The sequence below is a fragment of the Stenotrophomonas sp. YJH_SMC_69 genome (assembly GCF_059370495.1).
On sequence record NZ_JCAFTS010000002.1, the window covers coordinates 268762 to 294603 of the forward strand.

Consider the following 25842-nt stretch of genomic DNA (forward strand, 5'->3'; position numbering starts at 1 on the left):
GGAGATCGCGTCGATTGAAGTAACGCATGGGGCCTGCGTGACTGCTGGCCCCTTGTTGCCTGGGAGGAGGCGCAGCGCTAGGCCTCCTGGAAAACCGCCAGCTGCGCAGCAAACGCACGCTGGTAGGCGGGCCGCTGCGTGGCCCGGGCCACATAGGTGGCGACCTGTGGGTACTCGTCGAGCAGGCCGCTGCTCTTCAGGCGCAGCAGCACCGAGACCATCATCAGGTCGCCCACGCTGAATTCGCCGTCCAGCCACGTTGTCCTGGCCAACCACGTCGATAGTTGGGCCAGCCGCGTCCGGACCCGCTCATCGAGCATTGGCAGCCGTTGCGCGTACCAGGGTTGCTCGCGCTCAAGCACCCAGGCCATGGAGCGCTCGACGATGGGGGGCTCCACCGTGTTCAGCGCAGCGAACACCCACATGATCGCGCGCATGCGGGCGTCCGGATCGCGCGGCAGCAGGCCGGGGTGCTGTTCGGCCAGGTGCAGGGCGATGGCGCCGGATTCGAACAGGGTCCGGTCGCCCTCCTGCCACGTGGGAATCTGCCCGAACGGATTCCGTGCCAGGTGCGCGGGCTGCTTCAGCTCGGCGAAGCTGAGCAGTTGTACGTCATAGGCCACGGCCAGTTCCTCCAGCGCCCAGCGCACGCGCATGTCACGGGCCAGGCCCTGGCCGCGGTCGGGGGAGGTGGCGAAGGCGGTGAGGATCGGTGGCATTGGAGCGCTCCTGCAGGCCGATGGGCCTGCCTTTCCTGTTCCGACGAGCGACGGGGCGGGAAATCGACAGCCCTCGATGCGGGCCTTCACCCGGCCCGATGCTGCTCCCGATACTGATCGGGCGTGCACTGCGCGTGCCGCTTGAACATTTCGGCAAACGCGCTGACGCCTGAATAGCCCAGCTCCCCGGCGATGCGGCTGATCGGCTTGCGTGTGCACAGCGCCTCGGTGGCGCGCACGAACTTCACACGCCCACGCCGGCCGCCGAGTGACATGCCCAGTTCACTGCGCGCCATGCGCTCCAGCGTGCGCACGCTCATGTGAGGCCGCTGCGCGATCTCGGCCACGGATTCGGCCGTGCATTTGCCGCCTGCATCGTGCTGATGCAGCGCCGGAAGATTCCGCTGACGGTGCTGGAGTCACTGTTCCTGCAGGCCACGGCGACGTCGCTGATCCTGCTGCCGGTGCAGCTGCCGGAGTGAACAACCTGACCGCGGTGGGCTGTTTCGGTTTCGCTGCGGTGTGTGCATCGATCCTTGCGCCCCTCAGCTGGATGACCGGTCTTTCGCGGTTGGGCGCGGCGCGCGTTTCGGGATTCTTCAGCCTGGTGCCGATCGTGACCACCGCACTGGCGGTGCTGCTGCTGGGTGAGTCACTCAGCGGATGGGGTGCTGGGTGGCAGCCTGCTGGCGGTGTCGGGTGTGGTACTTGCTGAATATGCCGCCAGGCACGGGTGCGGAAGGCCGATGCGGCCCGATATTCCAGCAAGGTCTGCACGAAACGTGCACCTCACGTCGACATTGTGCGATGCCGTTGCGCTTCAGTCTGGCAACCCCATTCCCCGCCCGCGCAGGAGCCCATCGATGAATACGCCTGGAAAGCCGAGACCCACCTGGAAGCAATGGCACGTGCTGCTGGTGATCCTGGCAATCGCGCTGCTGGTCACTCTGATCATCGTCACCGCACCGTGGTAACGCGTGCAACGCGCTCAGATTCCGTGAAAGCCGACGATGCTTGAAATGACGAAGTCAGCAGGTGTTCCGCATGGTGATGCGTGCATCAATTCGTGCTCACCTGGTTGGCACACGCGATTGCACACAGTGGGGTCGAAGGCAATGCAGATGCACTGCCATTCTCCACTGACTTTCGAGCACACAGGAGCGACGCCATGAGCACCCAGTCCACCATCGAACATCGCCTCAACGACCTGATCGAAATCGCCCGCGATGGCAAGTCGTTCTATGAAGAAGCGGCCACCAAGGTCAAGGATGCCGAGCTGTCGGCACTGTTCACCCGCATCGCTGGCGTCAAGGGCCGCATCGTGGCGGCGTTGAGCGGCTCAGTGGCCGCCAGCGGTGGCAAGCCGGCCGAACATGGCACCGTGGTCGGTTCGATGCAGCAGTTCTACGGCAAGGTTCGAGCCGCTTTCGGTGACACCAACTATGGCTACGTGGCTGAACTTGAAGAATCCGAGGACCGCCTGCTGGGCGCGTTCAAGGATGTGCTGCAGGACAACGAGCTGCCGCCGGCCGTGCGCCAGGAAGTGACCCAGCTGCTTCCGGAAGTGCAGGAGTGCCACAACGTCATGCGTGCGCGAAAGCACGCAATGAAGGCCGCCTGACCGCAGCGGACGGCCCAATCAGCGGGACTGGCAGCCGGGGCGGTTTACCGCCCCGGCTGTTGCATTTGCGGCCCGCGCCGATGGCCTTTGATCAGGCCGCGTCGTCGTTCAGCATGTAGCCCAGCCCACGCTTGGACTCGATGCTGACACTGGCCGAGCGCAGGGCACGGCGCAGGCGTGATACGTGCGGATCCAACACGGTGGTACCGCCGTCGGCGCCGGCCAGGTGCACGGCAGCACTCAGCACTTCATGGCGGACGATCCGGCCCTGGCGGGCGCAAAGCGCTTCCAGCAGCAGCAGCTGGCTGCGCGGCAGGCTCAGGGGCGCACCGCCTACCAATGCCATGCGGTTGGAAAAATCGAACGTGAAATTGCCGATTCTCAGAATGTGGCCGGCATCAGCGTCGAGGCGCCGGGTAATCGCGCGCAGCCGCGCGGCCAGTTCGTCGAACTCGAACGGCGTGGGCAGGTAGTCATCGGCACCGGCATCCAGGCAAGCGATGCAGTCGGCAGCGTGGTTGTGGCGCCCCAACAGCAGAATGGGTAGCCAGGTACGCAAGCCGCGCACGATCTGCACCAGCTTCAGTGAATCGCCTTCGGGCAGCCAGCGGTCGAGAATGAGGGCGCGGTACTCCACGGCCTGTACCGCGGCCTTGGCCAGTGACCAGGTTGCCACGAGGTCCACCAGCATGTTGCGGCTCTGCAGTACGTTGCGAAGCGCCTGTGCAAGTTCGGCGTCGTCCATGGCCACGAGGATGCGCATGCTGCGTCTTTTCCTGATTGCTGGATCCGGCGGGCGTGCAGGCGCACTGCGTAGCGTCCGTCATGGTGGTGAGGTCGCAGCGGGGCCGAGCAATGGTCACGGCTGCAGCACGTGCTGCAGCTGGCTGATCATCCCCCCCCCGGGATGCCTGTCCTGGCATTGGCAGATGCAGGACGCGCAGCGCGGGCAGCGGACGGCTGCCTGCCAAGCGATCTCTACGTCGTATGGAGACCTGCCACGTGGCGGTGCATCACGCTGTGGCAGATGTCGAGGTGGTGGGCGCGCACCACCACCTCAGGCAAGCCGGAGAGGCTTAGCCGTTGCAGCAGTTGCTGTCGGAGCTGCTGCAGCTGTTGCCCAGGTTTTCCTGCTGGTTTTCGATCATCAGGCGCTGCAGATTCAGGACGCGATTCATATCAACTCTCCTTAGTCGTACATGGGATCGGGAGGCATGCGTGCCTCCCACGCGTTACGCAATGAAATGATTCACTGCGCGATTGCACCACGCAATCTCAAAGCCCTGTTGCAGTTGCTGAAGAACCCCGGTCTATACGTGGCGGATGGAAAATGGCATTGCCGATTGGAATGAGTCAAGTCAATTGTGGAATGAGAATCGCCTGCGCAATGTAGCGGCAAGGTACGGTGGCAATCATCGATCTGCAGGGACATTCCGGGCGGCTGCATTGCAGCGATAGCCGGCGGATTTCACGCCGTGCTTACGAATGAAGCAGGCAGGGAATCCGCATTCCGCATTTTGCGATGCCTGCAGGCTGGAGCGCCCGCAATGCATCCATCGCGCATGTGCGAGGCGTTCGCGGATGTGTGCACCGGGCAAATGAGCCGTGGAACCGACCAGGGAGAGACGATGTCAGCGCGTCAACGATCACTGCGTGAAGCACGCCACATGGACAAGGCCGCCTATGTGGGGGGCGACGAGCGGTTCTACGAATTGAGCTACAGCCAGTACCGGCCCAGCGAAGATTTCCGCAGTATCGTTGAAGCGGAGATCGAGGCGGCCGGCATGGCGTGGACGATCCATCGCATCGGTGTCTGGTCGCACCTGGCGACGCATGGCGACCCGGTCGCCGGCAACCTGCCGCCGCAAGGCTGGAAGATCCACGTTTCAGCCACGCAGGAAAACTGCCAGCGGGTGCTGCGCACCGTCACCCGGATGGCCCTGGCCGAGCGCGTGAAGTTCAAGTTCGCCAATGACATGAACACGATGCGCATGATGAGCTCCAAGCGTTGGCCACGCGGTGGCTCGGGCAAGTTCATCACGCTCTATCCGCTGGACCTTGCGGTCTTCACGCGCTTCATCGAGCAGCTGCATGGGGCGCTGAAGGACGAAGATGGCTCGTACATCCTGTCCGATCGACGCTACAAGGACTGCCGCTGCCTGTATTACCGCTATGGCGGCATGCGCCAGGTGTACCGGCTTGATTTCATCGGCCAGAAGGTGCCGATGCTGGTCGCGCCCGACGGCAGCCATGTTCCCGACCTGCGCAATCCCTATTTCGAGGTGCCTGCCTGGGAAACCGACCCGTTCCCCAGCGAGGATGACCCCGGCGAGATGACGTTGAAGGAGGGCCGCTATCAGGTGCAGGCCGCGCTTGGGTTCTCCAACACGGGCGGGGTCTACCTGGCATTGGATCAGGTCACCGGGGAGGAAGTGGTCATCAAGGAGGCGCGGCCCCATGTGGAAATGCACGGGGAAGGGCTCGACGCCACCAGCCGCCTGGCACGCGAACGACGCAATCTGGAACTGCTGGGCCCGGTGGGCGCCTCGCCGCGCTGCCTGGATGCATTCACCGATTGGGAAAACAGCTATCTGGTGGAAGAGCGCCTGGATGCATTCGATCTTCGCGAGCTGATGCTCAAGCATTCGCCGCTGATGAAGGCCCGTCCCAGCGCACGCGATGGTAGTGACTACTACGGGATGTGCGTGACCATCTTCACCGGTCTGCTTCGCGCGGTCGACCGCGCACACAAGGTGGGAGTGGTGATCGGTGACATCTCGCCGTCCAACATCATGGTCGACCGCAGCGACATGCGTGTGCGCCTGATCGATCTGGAGGCCGCGTTCCTGGACGGCAGCGATGAGTGGGACGACATCCACACGCCCGGATTCCGCCGGATCATGAAGGGTCGCAAGCGCGCCAGCTGTTTCAGGGATGACCGTTATGCGACCGCGGTGGTGATGTTCTACTGCCTGTTCCCGCTGATGGCCATGGCCTACATCCGTACCGACCTGTTCCAGAAGGTGCTGCCGGTGATGATGGAGGACATCGGCTGGCAGCACACGCCAGTGGCCGCGGTCATCCAGGCGCTGGTGGACGACCGTATCGGCCTGGAAGAGGCCGCACAGCTGCTGCAGCAGCCGGCGACCCTGCAGGCGCCGTTCTCGTCGCCGCAGCGCCCGTTACCGGCGCCGCGCCAGTGTATCCGGCGGCTGCTCGCGTTCATGGATGCACACAGCCGGCTGCAGCCGGAGCGGACGCTGTTCCCACTTGATCCGTTCGCGCACTCCACCAACACGATGAGCCTTGGTCTGGGGGCGACCGGTGTGATCCACGCCTTCCATGGGGTGGGTCATCAGCCGTCGCCGGCGGTGATGGAGCGCTATGCGCAGGAGCTGCAGGCCCTGGATCGCACATCGCTACCGCCGGGGTTCCTCACCGGCCTTGCCGGCATCGCCTGGTCGGCGCTGCTGCGTGGCGAGGTGGAACTCGCCCGCAGCCTGCTCGACAGCGCTGACGGCAGTGACCTGTTGCATGCGCATCACTCGCTGTATCACGGCATGGCGGGTATCGGAATGGCGCACCTGGCCATGCATCACGCGACCGGCCTGCCCGGGCATCTCGACAGGGCGCTGTCGCTGGCGCGGCGGCTTGCAGACACCGTCCACCACGGAGAGCGGGGTGCCTACTGGCAGGACGAAGGTGGCGTCCGCATCGGCATGGGTTACGGCCAGGCCGGGGTGGCGCTGTTCCTGCTGAGGCTGTCGCAGCTCAGTGGTGATCCGGCATGGCGCGTGCTTGGCGAGCAGGCACTGCGACACGATCTCTCCTACGGCTTCGAGCTGGAGACCGGGGTGACCACCTTCCCCAGCTCACCGGAAGAGGTCAACACCTATGAACCCTATCTGGAGCAGGGGACTGCGGGCATCGCCAAGGTCGCGATCCGTTACGGCCTGTGGCAGGACGTGAATCGGCTGGTGCATGACTTCCATCGCAAGTATTCCGGCTTCTGCGGCCTGTTGTATGGCCTGTCGGGCATGCTGGATGTGTTTGTCGACGCCCATCTCTACTCCGGTGACCCGAGGTACCTGCAGATGGCGGAGCGACCGTACCAGGGCATCGTCGATCTGTATCTGTTCGAGGAGGAGGAGGGAATGGCGGCGGTGCCGGGCGAGAATCTGTTCCGCATTTCCTTCGACCACGGTACCGGCATCGCCGGAGTGATCCGCGCCCTGCATCGGTACGACACGCTGGCGCCGGACGAGTTCTTCCTGGATGCACTCGATGTGCATGGCGCGGTGGTACGGGAAGTGGACGGAGCCGGGGTGGGGCAGGCGGCGGTTGCATGAATGCGCGCCCGCACCCGGCCGGACAGCCACTTCAGCGCGAGCAGACCGCGCAGCGGCACAGTGTGCGCGCCATCCTCGCCAGCTTCGCGATCCTGCTCGGCCCCCTCCGCGGGCGCTACCTTGCGGTGGCCGCCACCACCGCGATGTTCGGCGGACTGGGCGGGCTGCTGCATCCGCTGCTGATCCGCGCGATCTTCGACGAGGCCGCCAGCCGGCAGGATTTCAATCGCTTCCTGCTGCTTACCGGTGCATATCTGCTGCTGTGCCTGGTGACCAACCTGGGCAACTACAGCTGCGCGCTGTGGCAGCAGCGCGTGGATAACCGCATCGTGGAGCGGATCGGGACCTCGTTGCTGACCGCCTACTATGGCCGCAGTTATGACGAGGTGGTGCAGAAGGGGGCTGGCTACTATGTGGCGCGGATCCGCTCGGACGTGAAGGATGGCGTGGTGCCGATGCTGTCGGTCGCACGCACCACCCTGACCCAGGCGGTGACATTCGTCGCCTTGATCGCAGCCCTGCTGATCATCTCCTGGCGTGCGTTCCTGGTGCTGATGGCCATCATTCCCATCGCCACCACGGTCAGCGTGCTGGTCGGCCGACGCATCCGCGAGCTGACCGTGGTGGAGCGTGACCGCGAGGCCGAACTGGTTTCTTTGCTGACCCGGGCCGTGTCTGCCTTCAAGATGGTCTGTACGTTCGGCCTGGGCCCCAGGACGGTGCAGGCCCATGACCGCAGCCTGCGCGAGGTGCTGGATTCGACCTACCAGCGCTTCAGGGTGGTGAGGACCCTGCAGGGTGCGAGCGACCTGACGATGGTGATCTCGGATGTCTGCTCGATCTTCGTCGGCGCACTGTTCGTGTTCCGCCAACAGATGACACTGGGTTCGTTCATCGCCTTCATGAACGCCTTCTGGCGCTCAGCCACGACGCTCATCGGCATCTTCAAGAACATTGCCGAGATGCACAGCCACGGTGTGGTGGTGGTGCGGGTGGCGGAGTTCATGACCGCGCCGGCAGCCGCGGCGTCGGCCACGCACATCGAGGGTGGTCTGCTGGCGACGTCGATCGGCTACGGGTACGGCGCCACTCCCGTGTTTTCGGATTTCACCCTGGCCCTTTCACCCGGTGAACGTGCACTGGTGATTGGCGACAATGGCAGCGGCAAGACGACCCTGGCCAACGTCCTGGCCGGGTACTTCCAGCCCGTCGCCGGCCAGCTGCTGCGACCGGCGCGTATCCGCGCCATCACGCTTCCTCTGCAGTTCCCTCCGCTGAAGGTGCGCGACCTCGGCGCCGATCCGGTGCTGCTGGCGCGACTGGGGATGGACGGCGACGGGATCGCCGACAGCCTGCCGGAAACCCTGTCGGCAGGGCAGCAGCAGAAGATCGCCTTGGCGATGGTGCTGGGCGAGGACGCCGACCTCTACATTCTTGATGAGCCGGTCGCCAACCTCGATACGGCCAGCCGCGAGATTGCGATGGACGCGATCTTCGCACGCAGCCATGGCCGCATGCTGGTGATGATCATGCACGGCGCCGAGGCCTACCGCGCCCGATTCGATCACGTACACGAACTTGGCAGGTCCATGTGGCAACCGGCACGGGTCACGCCCGTGCACGTCCGGGGAGAGGCATGACATGAAGTCGATACAGGGTGCAGAAAAGGGTGCGGGCATGCGCAGACTGGTCTACTGCGCGCAGGTGGCGCTGCACAATACACTGCGGAGCAAGGCCATCACCGCCCTGATGGTGCTGGCCATCGCGGTGGGAATTGGAGCCAGCATGACCACCTTGACCGTGGTCTACCTGCTGTCCGGCGATCCCTTGCCCGGGCGCAGCGGTGACCTCTACTACCCCCAGCTGGATGCCAACCCGAACTCGAAGGGCCGCGAGCCGTACGACGTGCTGGACTATCGCTCGGCCTTCGACCTGTGGTCGTCCGGGCGCGCGGACCAGCAGACACTGGTGGTTGCCAATCCGGTCAAGCTGCGGCCCGATCAGGGCAGCGCGCCACCGGTCATCCGCTCATCGATCTCCACCACCACCGACTTCGCGACGATGTTCGCGGTGCCGCTGGCGCATGGACGCTGGTGGTCGCGCGAGGAGGATGACGCGCGCGCACGTGTGGTGGTGATCTCGTCGGAGCTCAACGAGCAGATGTTCGGTGGGGGCGACAGTGTGGGGCAGACACTGCGGGTCAAGGACACCGCGATGCGCATCGTGGGCGTGCTCGCGCCCTGGCGACCCTCGCCGCTGTTCTACAAGGTGCGGGGCGGCCGCTTCAGCGGCGGCAACACGTCGGGCTTCTTCGCCTCGGCCGACGATCTGTTCATGCCGCTGACCTCCAGCCTGGAGATCAATGACGGCGACTTCGTGCCGTTCACCTGCTGGTCCACGCCGGAGGAGCGCGGCCGGCTGCAGACCGCGCCGTGTGTCTGGGTACACCTGTGGGTCAAGCTGGACAGCGCCGCCAAGGTGGCCGCCTATCAGCGGTTCCTGCAGAACTATGCCGCTGAGCAGAAGGCCCTGGGCCGGATCAGCCACGCCGACAACACGCGGCTGCGCTCATTGATGCAGTGGCTCGACTTCAACCAGGTGGTACCCAGCGACGTGAAGCTGCAGGCCATCCTGGCCTTCGCCTTCCTCGGGATCTGCATTGCCAATGTGGTCGGTCTGCTGCTGGCGAAGTTCCTGCGCTACAGCGGCGAGATCGGCTTGCGTCGCGCACTGGGCGCAAGCCGCGCGGCGATCTTCCTGCAGTGCGTGGTCGAGGCCGCGCTGGTGGGGGCACTGGGTGGCACGCTGGGCCTGTTGCTGACCTGGCTCGGCCTGAGCGCGGTGCGCAGCCAGCCGGTGGCCTATGCGGACCTGGCGCGGCTTGATACCACCATGCTGCTGTTCACCCTGGCGCTGTCGGTGCTGGCCAGCCTGCTGGCGAGCCTGATTCCCGCGATCCGTGCCAGTGCGGTCCAGCCCATCGCCCAACTGAAGCTTCTGTAGAGGAACCACCATGCAGATCGGCATCGTACTTTCGGCCCTGCGCCGGCACCGCCTGGCGACCTTCCTCATCGCGATGGAGATCGCATTGGCCTGCGCCGTGCTGTGCAACGCGATCTTCCTGATGATCGAGCGGAACGCTGCAATGCAGCTGGTCAGTGGCCTGGACGAGTCACGGCTGGGGGTGATCCAGCTCGACGGCATCGATGCCGAGCGCGCCAACGATGTCAACGCGCGGGTCGTTGGTGCATTGCGGGGGCTGAGCGGCGTGACGGCGGCCGGGCTGGTCAGTGCCATGCCGTTCGGCAGCCCGGGCATACGCGCCGGCGTCAACCTGGACGAGGACCAGCAGGTGCCCGGCGGTGTTCTGGATTTCTACCTGGCCGATGCCGTGGCCCTGGACGCGCTGCAGTTGCACCTGGTGGGGGGGCGCATGCCCGGTGCGGACGAGTTCGCACCGACCGATGAACTGGTGCCGGCCAATCCCCCGGCGCTGGTCACCCAGGAGCTGGCCCAACGCTACTGGCCAGGCGAAAACGCCGTGGGCAAGAGCCTGTGGGCGATGGACACCCGGCTGCGGGTGATCGGCGTGGTCGAGCACATGGCCGTATCCCGCCCCGGCCGCGGTGAAGCCAAGGGCTCGGACTGGTCGGTGATCGTGCCCGCATCGCAGGGGCCGCGCCTGACCGGCCGCTATCTGGTGCGCGCCGAGGCCGGCGACATGAACCGCGTAATGCGCGATGCGCAGCAGGCAATCCGCCGTGTCGCGCCGGACGTGGTGTTCGATGTCGAGGGCAGCCGGCGGATCTCCGAACTGCGCGAGCGGCATTTCGAAGGTGACCGGGTCATGATGGGGCTGCTGGGCGGTGTCATCATCGCACTGCTGGCTGCCACTGCCCTGGGCATTGTCGGACTGGCCAGTTACTGGGTGGAGCAACGTCGCAAGCAGATCGGCATCCGCCGCGCGCTGGGGGCCACGCGCACCGATGTGATGCGCTATTTCCAGATCGAGAACCTGCTGATTGTCTCCATCGGCATCGCGGCCGGGGCTCTGCTGGCCTACGCGATGAACCTGACCCTGATGCGCTTCTACGAACTGCCGCGCCTGCCACTGCTGTACCTGCCGGTGAGTGCGGTGATCCTGCTGCTGCTGGGCCAGGCGGCGGTACTGCTGCCGGCGCTGCGTGCCGCGGCCATCGCGCCGGTGTCGGCCATCCGTTCGTTGTGAGTCCCGCAGCGGCCTTGGCCGGTCGCTGCTTCCATCTGCAAGCGAGAATTCCCATGCTCAGGATGCAAGGCGTCAGCAAAGTGTTCCAGGTGGGTGAAGTCATGACCCATGCATTGCGCTCCATCGACCTGTCGGTGCAGGAGGGCGATTTCCTGTCGATTACCGGCCCTTCCGGCTCCGGCAAGTCCACACTGCTGAACATCCTCGGTCTGCTCGAGGGCTTTTCCGGCGGCCACTACGCGATCGGTGGCGTGGATGTTGGCGGCATGCGCGACGCGGCGCTCAGCGCGCTGCGCAACGAGAAGATCGGCTTCGTGTTCCAGGCGTTCAACCTGATTCCGGATCTGACCATCCAGGCCAATGTGGAGGTGCCCCTGCGCTACCGTGGCATGGCGGCAGCCGAATGCAGGCAGCGTGTGGTCTCGGCACTGGCCCAGGTCGGACTGGGCAGCCGCATGTCGCACTATCCCGGCGAACTGTCGGGCGGGCAGCAGCAGCGCGTGGCGATCGCCCGCGCCATCGCGGGTACGCCGGCCCTGCTGCTGGCTGACGAGCCGACCGGAAACCTGGACTCGCAGATGTCGCAAGGGGTCATGGAGATTCTGCGTGAGCTCAACCAGGGCGGCATGACCATCATCATGGTGACGCATGACAAGGAGCTGGCGGCGTGCGCGGGTCGCAGCGTCCACATCGTGGATGGGCAGATCGTCGAGGTCACAGCGCAGGCCATGCAGGCGCTGTGCGCCTGAGCTGAAAGGGAATCACCTGCAAGCAGAAGGGGCGGCCGATCGGCCGCCCCTCCTGTTTTCATCGCACTGCAGGCACAGATCAGAAACGCACGGACCAGCGTGCATTCGCACCATGGTCACGGCTCTCGCTGCCGAACTGGCCGCTGTAACCCAGCTCCAGCTGCTGGCGCGAGGTGAGCCACGCCGACAGGCCCAGTTCGGCCACCACCGCGTTGTCGGCGATCGGCGCGCCGTTGACCGCGAACGTGGAGCTGCCATTGGCAAACGCAAGGTTGGCGACCTGGCTGCGATCCCCCGAGGCACGACGATAGCCGACGCCCCCGCGCAGGTGCAGCCAGCTGTCCTGCTGGAACGAAGCCTTCAGCCCCTTGTCGAAGCGCACGCCGACGGTGGCGATCGTGGTTCCGGTGTCGTCCACCTTGCCCTGCAGCGCCGCTGCTCCACCGCGTTCGCTGATGCGCTTGAGGTCCACTTCCACGCGCGCCACCTGCAGGTACGGCTCTAGCCCGGCTTCGGGGCCACCGAAGCGATAACCAGCTTCGATGAAGGCTTGGCGGGTGCGGGCGTCGTAACGCGCGCTCAGGCTGTCACTGAAACCTGCGAAGGCGACTTCACGCGTGCTCTTCACCTCGTGCTTGCTCCACGCCACACCACCGCGCAGGCCGAAGCCGCCCCAGGTGTGGCTGGCATAGGCACCGAAGTGCGTGTTGTCGATCTTCGACTTGGCGCGGCGGTCCTGCTGCTTGACGTCGGTACGGCCGGTACCGGCCAGCACGCCGACCTGCCAGCCGGAGAACTCGCGGTCGATGCCGACCAGCAGGCCGTTGCTGTTGGCCTCGGTGCGGGCAGTGTTGAAGTCACCGTCCAGCCTGCTGTTGCCACCGATGGCCTGCACCCATGCACCCGTCGCATCACCCACGTCGCTGCCGGGTGCGGCGGCGCCGGCCCGGCGTGACAACGCGGCATCGCGCACGTAGCGGCTGCCCTCGACCAGGGCGATGGCCGTGGCCGGATGCAGCTCGCCGCTGAGGCCATCGAGCACGCCACCGACCTGCTGCGGGAACAGCTGGGTCAGCGGCTTGGGCAGGCCCTGGGCGATCGGCAGCAGGTCGGCGGCGGCCGCCACCGCACGCTGGTTGGGCGTGTTGGCAGCCGTGGCCAGCGAAGCGCCACGGGCAACGTCGATGCGCGTGCCATTGGCACCGTAGGCCAGGCTGAACTGCAGGAAGGGCGAGAACGCACTGAAGTCGGTCTTGGCGAACTGGCCGCTGATGCCACCGTCGGCACGCAGGACGTTGAACTGTTCGCCGAGGTAATACACGCCCGGTTCCGGCAGGGCGACCAGGGTGCCGCCGAGGGTGGCGGTGCCGGTCACGTGCAGCTGGTCACTGCGACTACCCGGTGCCAGCTCCGCCGCATACACGCCGGTGGCGCCCTGCACGTAGTTGCCGTTGATGGTCAGCGTGCCGATCGAGTTGCCCGGCGCGATGATGCCGTCCACGCGGGTGTTGCCGAGCGTGCCGACGCCCTTCAGCAGGCCATTGGCGCCGACCGTGGTGGTGCCACCGGCCTGCGTGCCGTTGAAGGACACCACGCCGCCGTTGACCACCAGGTTGCTGTTATCCAGCACGCCGCTGGTGCTGACCGTGCTGACGCCACCGGTGGTGGTCAGGGCGGTGGAGACCAGCCTGCCGTTGAGCAGCAGCCGGCCACCCTGGACCTCGACCGCCGAGGTGAGCGTGTTGGCGCCGTTCAACTCCAGCATGCCGTCCTGCACCACGGCGCCGTTGAAGCTGTTGTTGCCGCTCAGGCGCAGCCAACCGATACCGGATTTGGTCAGCTTGCCGGGGCCGCCGATGTCGTTGGTCCAGTTGTCCCACGCATCGCCTTCCCAGACCTTCAGGCCGCCGGCCCTCTGGTTCATCACCACGTTGGTGTCCACGCGCAGCGAGCCATAGCCCTCGATGGCCTTGCGCAGGTCGACCATGCCCCAGCCGTAGATTGCATCGATGCCTGGCGCGCCGAGATCGCGTGCGGTGGTCAACAGCACGTCGCGGACCTGGGCGTTGTCCAGGTACGGGAAGCGCTCCATCAGCAGGCCGAGGGCGCCGGTGATATGGGGGGCGGCCATCGACGTGCCGGTCTTGGTGCCGTAGACGTAGTTGGTGTTCTCGCTGTCGATGATCAGCCGCACGTAGGCGGAGGTGTTCTCGATGCGGCCCTGGATATCACCGGAGACGATGGTGCTGACGATATCGGTACCGGGGGCCGAGATGCACCAGTTGGCGGCAACCCCGCAGATGCTGGAACTGCCATCGATCACGTAGTCGGTTTCACCTGCGGCGGCGTCGGGCCGGCGGACATTGGCGACCGTCAGCCAGTACGGTTCCAGTTCGGGCTTCCAGCGCGGCATCGAGGCGGTGATGCCGGCAACCGCACCGCTGCCGTTGCCAGCCGACCACACCTGGATGAGAGTGGAGCCCGGGGCATTGCCGTTGTTGGCGTAGATGCTGCCGTACACGCCGTAGTCGGCACCAATGCTGGCGTACTGCTGGTCCAGCGCGGCGGCGGTCATGTTGCGCGTGGAAATGCCCCAGCTGTGATTGATGGCGCGTACACCCTGCGCCTGGATCTGCGCATACATGTCCAGCGTGGCGGCATCATCCGGATCGGTGCGGTACACCGCGCGCGGACGATAGAACCTGTCCGGGTCCAGGCGCCACTCGTAGTAGGTGTCACCGAACACGCGGGCGGCAGTGAGATCCGCATCAAAGGCCACGCCATGCATGCCGGTGCCATTGCGGTTGGCGCCGATGGTGCCAAGCACATGCGTGCCGTGATCGGCGTAGCTGAAGCCGTAGGGCTGGCCGGCGGCGATCAGGCGTGCCGCCAGTGAGGCCGGAACGCCGGCGCCCAGTCCGTAGTAGTTGTAGCCGGGCTGTTCGCCGCGGGTCTGCCCGCAGGCGCCGGCCCCTGCGACCACGCCCGGCGTCGCACAGTCGGCACCGATGGTGATGCTGGAGGTATTGCGTCCTGCAAACTCCGGATGCGCCAGTGCGGAGCCCGAGTCGAACAGCGCCAGGCGTACGCCCTTGCCAGTCAGGCCGCGCGCATAGGCGTAGTCCGCGCCCATCGCGCCCAGGCCCCAATCGGCGTTGAATTCATCGCTGCGCCAGCTGGCCGGATCGCCGGGGTTGCCAAGAACGGCGGTGCTGCTGGCGGCGGCTGCCGTGGCCGTGGTTGCAGGTGCGGTGCTGGCAGCGGGCTGCGCCCACGCGGCCTGCAGCTGGCGCTGCTGCTGCCAGGCCTCGAGTGATTCGCTGGCCATGGCTGGCAGTGCGGTGGCCAGCAGCAGCGAGCTGGCGACGGCAAGCGCCAGCGGGCGATGCGACAGGGAGCGGGACGAACGGCCGTACAGCGGGTGATTCATCGGACAACTTCCTTGGTTGACGGACAACAAGGCCGTTAACGCCAAGGCATGGCGATATCCCCCAGTAATGTGAAGGGAATTTTATGAACGTGTTAATGTTTTGTGATCGGTGCATGGTGCGGCTCCAGCGGGCAGGGCACCGTGACCCTTCCTTCCGAGGCTTCGGAACCGCCCATGCGTACCGCATTCCGTAAACCACCGTTGGCGATATTGGGCGGTGCCGATCCTGGCAGCGACGCGTTCGAGCGCGCAGCTGGTGGCCAGGTGCCCAGCGTCATCCCGGAAGGCAGCATGCCGCCGGCCGACTGGCCGGCCACGGTGGTGGTGCCCTGTGGCATGGGGGATGCGCGCAACCTGATCATGGCCCTTGCCGGTGATGCCTGCATCGTCAGCGGTGGGCGCGCCTGCACGATCTCGGAGGTTTGGCTGCACAAGCGGCCGCTGCTGCCGCTTGCAGGGGCAGGTGGCGGGTCCGACGCGCTGCCGGACACCCCGCCGGACGAGCGCGGCAATTCGCCGATCCTGCCGTGGCGCAACAGTGATGAGCTGGCCGGGCAACTGCGTGTCCTGGGAATGCTGCAACACTGAGTCCAGCCGCATCCGCCTTCACCCAACGTCCCGGGTGCAGCGCTAAGGTGGCCCGGCCTGGGCTCACCAGGCTTATCAAGGAGTGATGTCGATGCGTACTTTCAGGAAAGTGATCGCCGGTGCTGTGTTCGCGTTGGCCTGCAGTGGGTCGGTGGCCGTGGCCGGACCGGTCCAGCCCTGCGATTTTCCCTGCTGGAAGGCCTACCAGGCGTGTGTAGCCGGTGGGGGTGATGCCATGGAATGCCAGTACGAATACGATCGATGCGTCATGGAGCGCTGCGGCGCGGTGTAAGCCCAGCCATGATCGGCTGATGACGGGCCCCGTCCATGACGGGGCTCTTCTGTTTGTGCGCAGGGTCGGGCACTCTCGGCGCATTCTTCCTGGTGGAGTGGAACATGGCCGTCATGCGTGTCGTCGCCAACATCGCCACGTCTGATCCCGCCCGCGCCGCTGCATTCTATGGCGAGCTGCTCGGCATGCCGGTGGTGATGGACCATGGCTGGATCGTCACCCATGGCGGGCAGGGCAGTGCGCTGGCGCAGGTCAGCTTCGCCAGCGAAGGGGGTTCCGGCGCACCGGTGCCGGACCTGTCTATCGAAGTGGACAACCTGCAGGAGGTGCTGGAACGCATGCACGCGGCTGGCATCGCGCTGGACTATGGGCCGGCCGACGAGCCCTGGGGCGTGCGGCGCTTCTTCGTCCGCGACCCGTTCGGCCGGCTGTTGAACATCCTCGCCCACGCCTGAGCGACGGCGGGCGCTTCAGCGACGGGTGCCGCCACGCTTCGGCGCCGGCGACACGCCGACCATGCGCAGGCAATCGGCCACCACCGCCGCAATGAAGGTGTCGGCGTCCTGCGTGGGCGCAGCGATCAGGTCATCGGTGGCGCCATGTACGCCGGCATAGATCAGCGAGGCCGTGATCTGCGGTGCCGGCAGCTGCCACAGGCCTGCACGGGTGCCCGCCTCGAGGATGTCGAGCAGCTGCTGCTGGATGGCGTTGCGCTCGGCATTGCCGCGCTGGTGGTGGTGATGGTTGGCGTAGACGACGTCGTGCAGTGCGTGCGTGCGCACATAGGTCTCGATGTTGGCGCGGATCCAGGCGCACAGTCGCGCCACGCCATCGTGGGCAGGCTGCTGCTGAACGGCATGGTCGACCTCGGCCATGAACTGCAGCGTGTAGCGCTGCGCCAGCGCCTGCAGGATCTCGGTGCGCGAGGCGAAGTAGGTATAGAACGTGCCCTTGGCCACGTCGGCGGCGGCCACGATGTCACTGATGGTGGTCGCTTCCACGCCCTGTGACAGGAACAGCGCCTGCGCGGCGTCCATCAGCTCTTCCTGGCGGGTTTCAGCGGGTTTGGTGCGGGGCCTGGCGACTGCGGGAATCTGCATGGGGCGGGGTCCGGGTGCGACGGTCGCCATTCTAGCTTCCTCCGGCAATGACTGACCGCCGGTCATTGACTGACGGTCAGTCAGCAAACTACGATGCGCGCACGCTCCCTCCCGGCATCCGCACATGCAACGCTTCCGACGGCCGGCCCTGGTGCTGGCGGCCTACCTGGGCACCTTCCTCGCCTCGCTGGACATCAGCATCGTCAACGTCGCGCTGCCGACGCTGCAGCAGGCACTGCACACCGACATGGCCGGGCTGCAGTGGGTGATCAACGCCTATGCCATCGCCCTGTCCGCAGTGATGCTGTCGGCGGGGCCGCTGGGTGACCGCTATGGCCACCGCCGCATGTGGCTGCTCAGCGTGGCGACCTTCACCGTGGGCTCGCTGCTGTGTGCCTGCGCAGGCAGTCTTTCCGCACTGGTGGCGGGGCGGGCGGTGCAGGGGGTGGCCGGCGCCCTGCTGATCCCGAGTGCGATGCCGATCCTCAGCCATGCATTCCCTGATCCGCGCCAGCGTGCACGCGCGATCGGGGGCTGGTCGGCGTTCAGCGCGCTGGCGCTGGTGCTGGGGCCGCTGCTGGGAGGCGAACTGGTGCAGCGCGCAGGTTGGCCCAGCATCTTCCTGATCAACCTGCCGCTGGGCCTGCTTGCACTCGCGCTGGGGGCCTGGGGCATTCCTGAGCGACGGCATCCGCAGCACGCCGCGCTGGACCCGGCCGGGCAGCTGCTCAGCATCGTCGCGCTGGGTGCACTCAGTTACGGCCTGATCGCGATCGGCGAGCACGGCCTGCTGGCACCTTCGACCCTGCTGGCGCTCGGCATCGCAGCATCCGGCCTGGCGCTGTTTGCGTGGGTCGAGCGCCGCGTGGCGCGGCCGCTGCTGCCGCTGGACCTGTTGGCGAAGCCGGGTTTCGGCATGCTCAACCTGGCCTCGTTCGTGCTTGGATTCACCGCTTATGCGAGCCTGTTCTTCCTGTCGCTGTTCTTCCAGCAGGCGCAGGGACATGGGGCTGCGCAGGCCGGTGCGCAGCTGGTACCGCAATTCGTGCTGATGGCGGTGGTGTCGCTGCTGTTCGGCCGTCTGGCGGCGTGGTTCGGGCTGCATGCCGCACTGGTGACGGGCTATGCAATGACAGGCATGGCGCTGTGTGCGATTGCCACGTTCGAGCCGACTACAGCGCACGGCCAGGCCAGCGCACTGCTGATGCTGCTCGGCACTGGCATGGGACTGGCGGTACCTGCGACCGGCATGGCGGTGATGTCATGCGTACCGGCCGAGCGTGCCGGCATTGCGTCGGCCACGATGAACGCGCTGCGCCAGGCGGGCATGAGCCTTGGCATCGCGCTGCTGGGCAGCCTGATGGGCCTGCGCGCGGTATGCCAGTTCACTGCCACCGCGCAGGCGGCAGGGCAGCCCGCAGTGGCCGCACAGGCGCGCACGCTGATCCTGCAGCCGTCTTCACTGCTGCCGGGGACGCAGATACTGGCCTGGTACCGCGGCGCGATGGCCAGCGGTTTCGGCTGGGCGATGGCTGTCGCGGGCGTGCTGGCCCTGTTGGCGGCGCTCGCCCTGTACCGCCAGTGCAGGCGCGCCTGAGCACGCTGCGGTCAGCCTTGCTGGCGTTGCGGCCCTTCCTTCGTCGGCGCGGGTTCGGCCGCGTGCTGCCGCTGTTGCCGTGCATTGGCGTGGCGCGCGTGCCCGCCTTCGCGGCCGATCGCTGCCATGTGCTGGCGATTGCGGCTGATCGCCTCGCCGCCCTTGCGGCCTGCCACGCGTGCCTCGGCCGGGCTGAACTCATGTGCATTGCCGGACGCATGCGCGGCGCGTCCACCCTTTGCGGCAATCGCGCGCTGCTTGTCCCGGTCCATCGAAGCGAAGCCGCGATGGGAGGTGCCGTGATGCTGGTCAGCCATGTGAAGGCTCCCGGTGCATGGAAGGGGAGCTCATCCTTGCGTGTGCCCGGCTAAGGCAGCGTCCGCACCGGCGGTGCTGCCCTCACGCCACGCCGCACTGGCTTTCACGACGCAACTACGCCGCTGCGCGATGAGCGCCGCTTGGCTAGGATGGACCGGCATGGCGGATGACCGCCCAGACAGGAAAGGACGCCATGGACAGATTCGGATGGCTTGTACTGCTGGCCAGCGCTGCACCGGCCCATGCAGACACTGCGCTGCTGAGCGGCAGTTTCGTTCACTTCGGTTACTCGTCCACCGATGAGCAGCTGCCAGCGGCGCAGCTGCCGCTGTTCCTCGACGAACTGCGGGACCTGGGCAACGACACGCTCATCATCGGCCAGACCCGCGCCACGCGTGCCGGCGTGGGCTGCGCCAGCAGCGCGCAGGATTTCGAATGGATCGCCGGCTTCCCGGCCAAGCTGGGCACGGTGCTGGACGCGGCCGCAGCGCGTGGGATGAAGGTCGTGGTCGGCACCACCTACAGTTCGGGCCAGTGTGCGGCGTTCTGGCAGGGCTCGAACGCTGCAGCGGTGGCGCAGGACGCAGCGCAGTCGATGGCGCAGCTGGCCCAGCAGTACGCGATGCATCCGGCATTCGCCGGCTGGTACATCACCGATGAGCCCGCGCAGGTACCGGACGAGCGTGCGTCGTTCTATCGTTCAATCGTTTCCACACTGAAAGCGGCGACGCCATCCAGGCCGGTGATGGTGGCGCCCTATCTGGCATCCTCCAGCGTCGACCCGGCCAGCGTGGCCAGTGCTGCGCTACGGTTCCGCTCTGCCACGGGGGTCGACGTGCAGATCTGGCAGGACGGCATCGGCGCGGCGTCGCACGCGAAACTGTTCCAGTGGGATCGACCGGGCTATTCCACCGAGCAGTACTACCAGGCGTTGTCGGCGCAGCTGGGCGCCAGCGCTGTGTGGGCCGACATCGAGCTGTTCAACCATGGCAGCCCGCTGTTCCTTGATACCGGTAACGGCCTGTCCGGTGCATACCGGTCGGCGTCGGTGCAGCGCATCAACCAGCAGTTGTGGAGCGCGCGTTCGGCTGGCAAGCGCGTTGCCTGGCTCAACCAGTACCACATGTCCGAAGTGGTCGGCCCCGGCCAGGGCTACGGCGAGGCGCCGCGGATGATGAACACCTATCGCGGGTTGTACGGGTTGGGTGCCTCGTACCTCGTCGATCCGGTGCAGACCACCTATCACTACAGCGTGGCGCCGGCGACCAGCTATCCCGACGGCAGCGGCCATGAGCTGTTCGACCGCCGGGTAGGCGACCCGCGCAATCCGATGGACGCGGGCTGGGTAGGCGTGCACGGCAACGTCAGCATCACCATCGACCTGGGCCAGCGCCGACGGGTGGACTGGATCGGCCTGCATACGATGACCCGCCCGGCCTGGGGCATCGTCACGCCGACTTCGGTGGAGGTGATGTGCGCCGAGCCCGGAACTGCCGCCGTAACCATCGGCACGCTGTCGGCACCCTTCACCCAGTCCGGCGTGATGGGCTCGACCGAAGAGGAGTACGTGCTCGGCAATGCAGCCCCCCTGGCTGCGCAATGCCGCACGCTGGAGCTGCGCGTGGCCAACGGCAGCTGGACCTTCCTCAGCGAGATCGAGATGGCTGCAGAGCAGTAACGCCTCAGCGCCGGCGGGCGTCCTGCAGGCGCTGTGCGAAGGGCCGTTGTTCGAGCGCCACCAGTGCTTTGCGCAGCACCTGCTCCAACGACTGCCCCAGATCGGCATCGAGGCTGCGTGCCGCCACTGCGGTGGCCTGCCATTGCGCCTGCAGCACAGGCATCGCGCGCTGCGCGCGCGGGCTCAACTGCAGGATGCGTTCGCGCCCGTCGTCACCATTGGCAGTGTGCAGCCAACCATCGCGCACCATCGCCGCCACGGTCTGGCTGAGCGCCGAATGGCTGAGCCCGCAGGCCAGCGCGAGGTCCTTGATCCGGCAGGGGCCCTGCGCCATCAGCGTGCGCAGCACCGGCGTGTAGCGCGGCCGGTAGTCCAGTTGCAGGTGCCGGTAGGCCTGCTCGACGGCCGGGTCCAGCTGGTCCAGCAGTGCGCGCAGCAGGGTACCCAGCGTGGCGTGTTGGAGATCCATGAGCGGGATGATATATAAGCGCTTATATATCCTCAATGCGGGGTGGATGATGGCGGTCTCCTGGATGCTCGGCGCGCTGCTGGCGACGGCCTGCCCGGCGCAGGATGCGGTGCTGCAGGCGGCCGCCAGCGCCGTGCAGGCGCAGTACCTGGACGAGGCGGAGGCCGCCCGCATCGCCGATGCCCTGCGCAGCTGGTCGGCGCAGCAGCGGTATGCGGGCAGCTGTTCGGATCCTGCTGCGTTCAGCGCACGCCTGAACCAGGACCTGGACATGTTCGATGGCCACTTCCACGTTGAGCGCGTGGACGCAGCTGCCGGCCAGGACGACTGGTTGATGGCCTGGCGTGCCGATGCCCGCAGCAATGGTGCCGGTGTGCGCGAGGTGAGGGTGCTGGAAGGCAACATTGGCTACCTGCGGTTGAGTACTTTTTACCCGCTGGATCTGGCGCGGCCGAAGTTCGCTGCGGCCTTCACGCTGCTGGCCGACACCGATGGCCTGGTGCTGGATCTGCGCCAGAACGGGGGAGGCGACGATGCAAGTGCCGACCTGCTGGTGCGCACGCTGCTGGACGCGAAGATCGGCGCGGTGCAGCAGCTGGACCAGCGTGGCCGGCGCACGCCGGTACCGCTGCCGCCTGCCAGCCTGCCTGTGTACCTGAAGCCGCTGGTGGTGCTGATCGACCGGCGTACCGGTTCGGCGGCCGAGTTCGTCGCCTATTCGCTGCAGGCCCTGGGCCGCGCGCGCATTGTCGGCACGCGCAGTGGCGGTGCCGCGCATATGTTTGGTGATCCTGTGCTGCTGCCCGATGGCTATCAGATCAGCATTCCCGACCGGCAACCGATCAATCTGCGCACCGGCGGCAACTGGGAAGGCACCGGCGTGAGGCCTGATGTGGCCGGCGGCGACGATCCGCTGTTCATCGCGCGGCAACTGCTGGCGCCTGCGAAGTCGTCAAGATGAACGCACGATTGCATGGCTGTCCTATCGCAGATGCGCGAACGCATGCCTAGAATCGAAGCATCCCGGTAGTTCCCGGGCGCTTCGAGTGAATGGACTCAATGAAGATTCTGTTGACCGGCAGTTCCGGGCGCATCGGGCGCGCGATCTTCGGTGCGTTGGCGGCCGCCCACGAGGTGGTGGGGCTGGACCGCAGCCCGTTCGCCACCACGCGCATCATTGCCGATGTCACCGATCGCCAGGCGGTCACGCGTGCGGTGCAGGGCGTGGACGCGGTCATCCATACCGCGGCCCTGCATGCTCCGCATGTCGGCCTGGTGCCGGACGCGGTATTCCAGCAGATCAACGTGGAGGCAACCGCGCACCTGCTGCAGGCCGCACGCGAAGCCGGCGCACGGCGTTTCGTGCTGACCAGCACCACCGCGCTGTACGGCCATGCCGTGGTAGCCGGTGGCTGCCGTTGGATCGATGAAGACACCGAGCCGCTGCCGCGCACGATCTACCACCGCACCAAGCTGCAGGCCGAGACCCTGGCTGAAGCTGCCGCCACGCCGGGCTTCAGCGTTCGCGTGCTGCGCATGGGCCGGTGCTTCCCGGAACCGCCCGAGCGCATGGCGATGTTCCGCCTGCATCGCGGCATCGACGCCCGCGATGTGGCCAGCGCACACGCTGCACTGCTGCTCGACGAAGGCGCCCGATTCGCCCGCTATCTCGCCTGCGCACCGACGCCGTTCCGGCGCGAGGACTGCCTGGAACTGGCCACCCACCCGCGCAGCGTGCTGGCCCGTCGCGCGCCGCAGCTGCTGGCCGAGTTCGAACGCCGTGGCTGGCCGCTGCCATTGAGCATCGACCGTGTCTACGACAGTGCCCGCCTGCGCAGTGAGCTGGGCTGGCAACCGTGCTTCGGGCCGGACGACGTGCTGCAGCAGTATGCCGTCGGCAGCATCGAGGTACTGCCGCGCGCGCAGTGGATCAAGGACCGCGTGGCCGAGTGAGGCCATCGCGACGGACGGGTGGCTGACCCGACCCTGAGCAGATTCAGGAATGTGCAGGCCGGTCGCCTCAACCTCGTTGGCGGGCGGCCGCTAACCCGGTGCGCTTCCAGCGCCGGGCCCGCCCGGCGGCCGGTGGCCTGCGCGACGGATCGCGCGCCTGCGCGGTGCCTTCGTGGTGCCGGTCGACCTGAACTGCCTTGCGGACCCTCCCATGCCTTCTTCCCGTTCCGCCGCTGCCCGCCGCCCGGGCAGCATCGCCCACAAGCTGATGCTGGGCACCGCCGCGATCGCGCTGCTGTGCTTCGGCCTGACCGCGTTCCTGATCTATCGCCAGGCCAGCGCCAGCCTGATCAGCGCCTCACGCCAGACCATGACCAGCGAGGCGACCGCTGAGGCGCGCCAGGTGGCGGCCGATCTGGGCACCGCCTTTGCCAGCAACGATGCCATGGTTGAAAGCGTGCTGGCCCAGCGCGCCCGTGGTGACGTGCCCGACCGCGCCAGTCTGGCGGCGGTGCTGGGCGAGCAGCTGCGCGCCCATCCCGAATGGCTGGGCAAGAGCACCATGTGGGAGGCCGATGCCTTCGACGGCAAGGATGCCGAGTTCGTCAACACCGAGGCGCACGATGCCACCGGCCGCTACATGAGCTACTGGGCCTGGCAGGAGGGCAAGCCGCAGCAGTCGGTGATGACCGATTACACCGAGACCGCCAGCGGTTCCGGTGACTGGTACATGGTGCCCAGCCGCGACAAGCTGCCGAAAGTGAGCGAACCGTATGCCTATGACATCGCCGGGCAGCAGGTGCTGATGAGTACGCTGAGCACGCCGATCATCGAGAACGACAGGTTCCTCGGTGTGTTCACCGTCGACTTCTCGCTGGCAGCGTTGCAGAAGCACCTGGCCACGCTGCAGCCGATGGGGGCCGGCCGCGTCGAACTGCTGTCGCCGAAGGGCGTGGTGCTGGCCTCGGCCAATGCCGCCGAAATCGGCAAGCCTCGCAACGACGCACTGACCCGCAGCATGCTGGCCGAGATCGCCGCCGACCGCCCCTTCGAGGCCTTCAGCCCCGATGCGGCCGGCAACGTGCGCGTGTATGTGCCGCTGCGCGTGGGCGATGCCCCGCAGCGCTTCGCGCTGGGCGTGGTGATGCCGCATGCGGTGATCGTGGCCGAAGCGCGCCAGCTGCTGTGGCTGACCCTGCTGGTCGGCGTGATCGCCGCGCTGACCCTCAGCGCCGGTGTCTACATACTGCTGCGCCGCCTGGCGATCCGCCCGCTGGCCGAAGCGGTGCGCGTGGCCGGTGACGTCGCCGCCGGCAAGCTGGACAGCACCCTGCCGGCGCGCAGCAACGACGAAGTGGGGCGCCTGCTGGACGCGATGCAGGGCATGCGCGGCCAGCTGCAGGCGGTGATGGCTGCGCAGGCCGAAATGGCGCGCCGCCACGATGCCGGTGAACTCAGCTACCGCATGGATGCCGCGGCGTTCCCGGGCGAGTACGGCCGCATGGTGGCCGACAGCAACCAGCTGGTGGCCTCCAGCAACGCGGTCACCCAGCGCCTGGTTGAAGTGATGCAGCGCTATGCCGTCGGCGACCTCAGCGTGGACATGGAAGCACTGCCGGGCGAGAAGGCGGTGTTCACCGCTGCGATGGCGACCACCAAGCGCAACCTGGCCGCGATCAACGAGCAGATCCAGCAGCTTGCCGCTGCGGCCGCCGCCGGTGACTTCGCCGTGCGCGGTGATGCACTGCGCTTCGACCACGATTTCCGCCGCATGGTGGAGACCCTCAACACCATGATGGAAGTCAGCGACCACAACCTGGCCGCACTGTCGACGCTGCTGCGCGCGATCGCCGGCGGTGACCTCAGTACCCGCATGCAGGGTGACTTCCATGGGGTATTTGCGGTGATGCGCGACGATGCCAACAGCACCGTGCAGCACCTGACCCAGATCGTCGGCCAGATCCAGCAGTCGGCAGCCAGCATCCGCTTGGCCGCCGGCGAGATCGCCGCCGGCAACAGCGACCTGTCGCGCCGTACCGAACAGCAGGCTGCCAACCTGGAAGAAACCGCCGCGTCGATGGAAGAACTGACCTCCACCGTGCGCCAGAACGCCGACCACGCGCTGCAGGCCAACGCGCTGGCCGGTTCCGCGGCGGGCGTGGCCAGCGAAGGCGGCCAGGTGGTCAGCCAGGTGGTGCACACCATGGAGCAGATCGAGGCGTCTTCGCAGCGCATCGCCGAGATCATCTCGGTGATCGATGGGATTGCGTTCCAGACCAACATCCTGGCGTTGAACGCAGCAGTGGAAGCGGCGCGCGCCGGTGAGCAGGGCCGTGGCTTCGCCGTGGTTGCCAGTGAAGTGCGCGCGTTGGCGCAGCGTTCGGCGGGTGCTGCGAAGGAGATCAAGGAGCTGATCGACGCCTCGGTGGCCCAGGTCGGTGCCGGTGCGCAGCTGGTGCACGGCGCGGGGCGCACCATGCAGGACATCGTCGGTCAGGTCGGTCGGGTCAACGAGATCATGGCCGAGATCTCGGCCGCGTCGCGCGAACAATCGGCCGGCATCGAGCAGGTCAACCAGACTGTGGTGCAGATGGACGAAACCACCCAGCAGAACGCCGCGCTGGTGGAGGAAGCCAGTGCCGCCGCGCGCGCGATGGAGGAGCAGGCCGAGCAGCTGGCGGTGGCGGTGTCGCGCTTCCGCCTGCAGGCCGAGCCGGCGGCCGTGGCACGCCGCGCGGCCTGATCGCGCAA

The 25842-nt window shown here is 66.8% G+C and carries 22 protein-coding genes and 1 pseudogene; 15 read left to right on the plus strand and 8 right to left on the minus strand.

Annotation, left to right across the window (positions count from 1 at the left end; genetic code table 11):
* Nucleotides 1-77 precede the first annotated feature (77 nt).
* Both AC5P8F_RS04405 and AC5P8F_RS04410 read right to left on the minus strand, forming a co-directional pair.
* Nucleotides 78-719, minus strand: coding sequence for a glutathione S-transferase family protein (locus tag AC5P8F_RS04405; protein WP_495227640.1), 642 nt, complete (start codon nucleotides 717-719; stop codon nucleotides 78-80).
* Nucleotides 720-805: 86 nt separating this feature from the next.
* Nucleotides 806-1075 (minus strand): annotated as a pseudogene (locus AC5P8F_RS04410) (helix-turn-helix domain-containing protein); the annotation flags it as partial.
* Between the two features lie 164 nt (nucleotides 1076-1239).
* Between AC5P8F_RS04410 and AC5P8F_RS04415 the strand changes: the two are divergent.
* Together AC5P8F_RS04415 and AC5P8F_RS04420 are read left to right on the plus strand one after the other, a co-directional pair.
* A complete protein-coding gene (locus AC5P8F_RS04415) occupies nucleotides 1240-1434 on the plus strand; it encodes a DMT family transporter (RefSeq protein WP_262224630.1) in 195 nt (64 codons plus the stop codon).
* Between the two features lie 453 nt (nucleotides 1435-1887).
* A complete protein-coding gene (locus AC5P8F_RS04420) occupies nucleotides 1888-2340 on the plus strand; it encodes a PA2169 family four-helix-bundle protein (RefSeq protein WP_014648535.1) in 453 nt (150 codons plus the stop codon).
* 91 nt (nucleotides 2341-2431) lie between these two features.
* On the opposite strand, the gene AC5P8F_RS04425 is transcribed toward AC5P8F_RS04420, so the two are convergent.
* Nucleotides 2432-3103 carry a response regulator transcription factor gene (locus AC5P8F_RS04425; RefSeq protein ID WP_032958333.1) on the minus strand — a complete coding sequence of 224 codons (672 nt, stop codon included), beginning with the start codon at nucleotides 3101-3103 and terminating at the stop codon, nucleotides 2432-2434.
* A gap of 313 nt (nucleotides 3104-3416) precedes the next feature.
* Complete coding sequence (locus AC5P8F_RS04430) at nucleotides 3417-3518, minus strand: class III lanthipeptide (RefSeq protein ID WP_014038605.1); 102 nt, start codon at nucleotides 3516-3518, stop codon at nucleotides 3417-3419.
* 450 nt (nucleotides 3519-3968) lie between these two features.
* On the opposite strand from AC5P8F_RS04430, the gene lanKC reads away from it, so the two are divergent.
* Genes lanKC through AC5P8F_RS04455 form a run of 5 tightly spaced genes read left to right on the plus strand, consistent with a single transcriptional unit; the run spans nucleotide 3969 to nucleotide 11666 of the window.
* Nucleotides 3969-6689, plus strand: coding sequence for a class III lanthionine synthetase LanKC (gene lanKC / locus AC5P8F_RS04435; RefSeq protein ID WP_414611763.1), 2721 nt, complete (start codon nucleotides 3969-3971; stop codon nucleotides 6687-6689).
* Complete coding sequence (locus AC5P8F_RS04440; protein ID WP_014648531.1) at nucleotides 6686-8329, plus strand: ABC transporter transmembrane domain-containing protein; 1644 nt, start codon at nucleotides 6686-6688, stop codon at nucleotides 8327-8329. The genes lanKC and AC5P8F_RS04440 overlap by 4 nt, the downstream gene beginning before the upstream one ends.
* A gap of 37 nt (nucleotides 8330-8366) precedes the next feature.
* Nucleotides 8367-9692 (plus strand): ABC transporter permease, encoded by a 1326-nt coding sequence (locus AC5P8F_RS04445; protein ID WP_049439340.1) that lies wholly within the window; start codon nucleotides 8367-8369, stop codon nucleotides 9690-9692.
* A gap of 10 nt (nucleotides 9693-9702) precedes the next feature.
* Entirely contained in the window at nucleotides 9703-10917 is a 1215-nt protein-coding gene (locus AC5P8F_RS04450) for an FtsX-like permease family protein (RefSeq protein WP_032958343.1), read from the plus strand.
* Between the two features lie 53 nt (nucleotides 10918-10970).
* The gene (locus tag AC5P8F_RS04455) at nucleotides 10971-11666 is read left to right on the plus strand and encodes an ABC transporter ATP-binding protein (protein WP_032958346.1); all 696 of its coding nucleotides are present in this window, start codon (nucleotides 10971-10973) and stop codon (nucleotides 11664-11666) included.
* A 79-nt stretch (nucleotides 11667-11745) separates the two neighbouring features.
* Here the strand turns inward: AC5P8F_RS04455 and AC5P8F_RS04460 are convergent, their stop codons facing one another.
* Nucleotides 11746-15096, minus strand: coding sequence for an autotransporter domain-containing protein (locus AC5P8F_RS04460; protein WP_495227641.1), 3351 nt, complete (start codon nucleotides 15094-15096; stop codon nucleotides 11746-11748).
* Nucleotides 15097-15270: 174 nt separating this feature from the next.
* On the opposite strand from AC5P8F_RS04460, the gene AC5P8F_RS04465 reads away from it, so the two are divergent.
* From AC5P8F_RS04465 to AC5P8F_RS04475, 3 genes are all read left to right on the plus strand, one after another.
* Entirely contained in the window at nucleotides 15271-15684 is a 414-nt protein-coding gene (locus AC5P8F_RS04465; RefSeq protein WP_049439235.1) for an SLOG cluster 4 domain-containing protein, read from the plus strand.
* Between the two features lie 91 nt (nucleotides 15685-15775).
* Entirely contained in the window at nucleotides 15776-15976 is a 201-nt protein-coding gene (locus AC5P8F_RS04470; protein WP_032958391.1) for a hypothetical protein, read from the plus strand.
* A 104-nt stretch (nucleotides 15977-16080) separates the two neighbouring features.
* A complete protein-coding gene (locus tag AC5P8F_RS04475; RefSeq protein ID WP_032958352.1) occupies nucleotides 16081-16431 on the plus strand; it encodes a VOC family protein in 351 nt (116 codons plus the stop codon).
* Nucleotides 16432-16446: 15 nt separating this feature from the next.
* On the opposite strand, the gene AC5P8F_RS04480 is transcribed toward AC5P8F_RS04475, so the two are convergent.
* Nucleotides 16447-17076, minus strand: coding sequence for a TetR/AcrR family transcriptional regulator (locus tag AC5P8F_RS04480; protein ID WP_046432686.1), 630 nt, complete (start codon nucleotides 17074-17076; stop codon nucleotides 16447-16449).
* Between the two features lie 124 nt (nucleotides 17077-17200).
* Here AC5P8F_RS04480 and AC5P8F_RS04485 point away from each other — a divergent pair, with 124 nt between their 5' ends.
* Entirely contained in the window at nucleotides 17201-18673 is a 1473-nt protein-coding gene (locus tag AC5P8F_RS04485; protein ID WP_049439232.1) for an MFS transporter, read from the plus strand.
* Nucleotides 18674-18684: 11 nt separating this feature from the next.
* Here the strand turns inward: AC5P8F_RS04485 and AC5P8F_RS04490 are convergent, their stop codons facing one another.
* Nucleotides 18685-18990 (minus strand): KGG domain-containing protein, encoded by a 306-nt coding sequence (locus tag AC5P8F_RS04490; protein ID WP_046432675.1) that lies wholly within the window; start codon nucleotides 18988-18990, stop codon nucleotides 18685-18687.
* A 194-nt stretch (nucleotides 18991-19184) separates the two neighbouring features.
* Between AC5P8F_RS04490 and AC5P8F_RS04495 the strand changes: the two genes are divergently transcribed.
* A complete protein-coding gene (locus AC5P8F_RS04495) occupies nucleotides 19185-20669 on the plus strand; it encodes a DUF4434 domain-containing protein (protein WP_289213825.1) in 1485 nt (494 codons plus the stop codon).
* A 4-nt stretch (nucleotides 20670-20673) separates the two neighbouring features.
* Here the strand turns inward: AC5P8F_RS04495 and AC5P8F_RS04500 are convergent, their stop codons facing one another.
* Nucleotides 20674-21138: a MarR family winged helix-turn-helix transcriptional regulator gene (locus AC5P8F_RS04500; protein WP_014648520.1), complete on the minus strand. Its 465-nt coding sequence runs from the start codon at nucleotides 21136-21138 to the stop codon at nucleotides 20674-20676.
* 49 nt (nucleotides 21139-21187) lie between these two features.
* On the opposite strand from AC5P8F_RS04500, the gene AC5P8F_RS04505 reads away from it, so the two are divergent.
* From AC5P8F_RS04505 to AC5P8F_RS04515, 3 genes are all read left to right on the plus strand, one after another.
* On the plus strand, nucleotides 21188-22099 hold the full coding sequence (locus AC5P8F_RS04505; RefSeq protein WP_227864673.1) for a S41 family peptidase: 912 nt from the start codon (nucleotides 21188-21190) through the stop codon (nucleotides 22097-22099).
* A 98-nt stretch (nucleotides 22100-22197) separates the two neighbouring features.
* Nucleotides 22198-23091, plus strand: a complete 894-nt coding sequence (locus AC5P8F_RS04510) for an NAD-dependent epimerase/dehydratase family protein (protein ID WP_014648518.1) — start codon at nucleotides 22198-22200, stop codon at nucleotides 23089-23091.
* A 211-nt stretch (nucleotides 23092-23302) separates the two neighbouring features.
* On the plus strand, nucleotides 23303-25834 hold the full coding sequence (locus AC5P8F_RS04515; RefSeq protein ID WP_142235138.1) for a methyl-accepting chemotaxis protein: 2532 nt from the start codon (nucleotides 23303-23305) through the stop codon (nucleotides 25832-25834).
* Nucleotides 25835-25842: the final 8 nt, after the last annotated feature.

Bases quoted from the DNA above. Each gene is read 5' to 3' on its own strand.
- AC5P8F_RS04405 (WP_495227640.1), bottom strand. From the start codon at position 719: ATGCCACCGATCCTCACCGCCTTCGCCACCTCCCCCGACCGCGGCCAG.
- AC5P8F_RS04420 (WP_014648535.1), top strand. From the start codon at position 1,888: ATGAGCACCCAGTCCACCATCGAACATCGCCTCAACGACCTGATCGAA.
- AC5P8F_RS04425 (WP_032958333.1), bottom strand. From the start codon at position 3,103: ATGCGCATCCTCGTGGCCATGGACGACGCCGAACTTGCACAGGCGCTT.
- AC5P8F_RS04430 (WP_014038605.1), bottom strand. From the start codon at position 3,518: ATGAATCGCGTCCTGAATCTGCAGCGCCTGATGATCGAAAACCAGCAG.
- lanKC (WP_414611763.1), top strand. From the start codon at position 3,969: ATGTCAGCGCGTCAACGATCACTGCGTGAAGCACGCCACATGGACAAG.
- AC5P8F_RS04440 (WP_014648531.1), top strand. From the start codon at position 6,686: ATGAATGCGCGCCCGCACCCGGCCGGACAGCCACTTCAGCGCGAGCAG.
- AC5P8F_RS04445 (WP_049439340.1), top strand. From the start codon at position 8,367: ATGCGCAGACTGGTCTACTGCGCGCAGGTGGCGCTGCACAATACACTG.
- AC5P8F_RS04450 (WP_032958343.1), top strand. From the start codon at position 9,703: ATGCAGATCGGCATCGTACTTTCGGCCCTGCGCCGGCACCGCCTGGCG.
- AC5P8F_RS04455 (WP_032958346.1), top strand. From the start codon at position 10,971: ATGCTCAGGATGCAAGGCGTCAGCAAAGTGTTCCAGGTGGGTGAAGTC.
- AC5P8F_RS04460 (WP_495227641.1), bottom strand. From the start codon at position 15,096: ATGAATCACCCGCTGTACGGCCGTTCGTCCCGCTCCCTGTCGCATCGC.
- AC5P8F_RS04465 (WP_049439235.1), top strand. From the start codon at position 15,271: ATGCGTACCGCATTCCGTAAACCACCGTTGGCGATATTGGGCGGTGCC.
- AC5P8F_RS04470 (WP_032958391.1), top strand. From the start codon at position 15,776: ATGCGTACTTTCAGGAAAGTGATCGCCGGTGCTGTGTTCGCGTTGGCC.
- AC5P8F_RS04475 (WP_032958352.1), top strand. From the start codon at position 16,081: ATGGCCGTCATGCGTGTCGTCGCCAACATCGCCACGTCTGATCCCGCC.
- AC5P8F_RS04480 (WP_046432686.1), bottom strand. From the start codon at position 17,076: ATGCAGATTCCCGCAGTCGCCAGGCCCCGCACCAAACCCGCTGAAACC.
- AC5P8F_RS04485 (WP_049439232.1), top strand. From the start codon at position 17,201: ATGCAACGCTTCCGACGGCCGGCCCTGGTGCTGGCGGCCTACCTGGGC.
- AC5P8F_RS04490 (WP_046432675.1), bottom strand. From the start codon at position 18,990: ATGGCTGACCAGCATCACGGCACCTCCCATCGCGGCTTCGCTTCGATG.
- AC5P8F_RS04495 (WP_289213825.1), top strand. From the start codon at position 19,185: ATGGACAGATTCGGATGGCTTGTACTGCTGGCCAGCGCTGCACCGGCC.
- AC5P8F_RS04500 (WP_014648520.1), bottom strand. From the start codon at position 21,138: ATGGATCTCCAACACGCCACGCTGGGTACCCTGCTGCGCGCACTGCTG.
- AC5P8F_RS04505 (WP_227864673.1), top strand. From the start codon at position 21,188: ATGGCGGTCTCCTGGATGCTCGGCGCGCTGCTGGCGACGGCCTGCCCG.
- AC5P8F_RS04510 (WP_014648518.1), top strand. From the start codon at position 22,198: ATGAAGATTCTGTTGACCGGCAGTTCCGGGCGCATCGGGCGCGCGATC.
- AC5P8F_RS04515 (WP_142235138.1), top strand. From the start codon at position 23,303: ATGCCTTCTTCCCGTTCCGCCGCTGCCCGCCGCCCGGGCAGCATCGCC.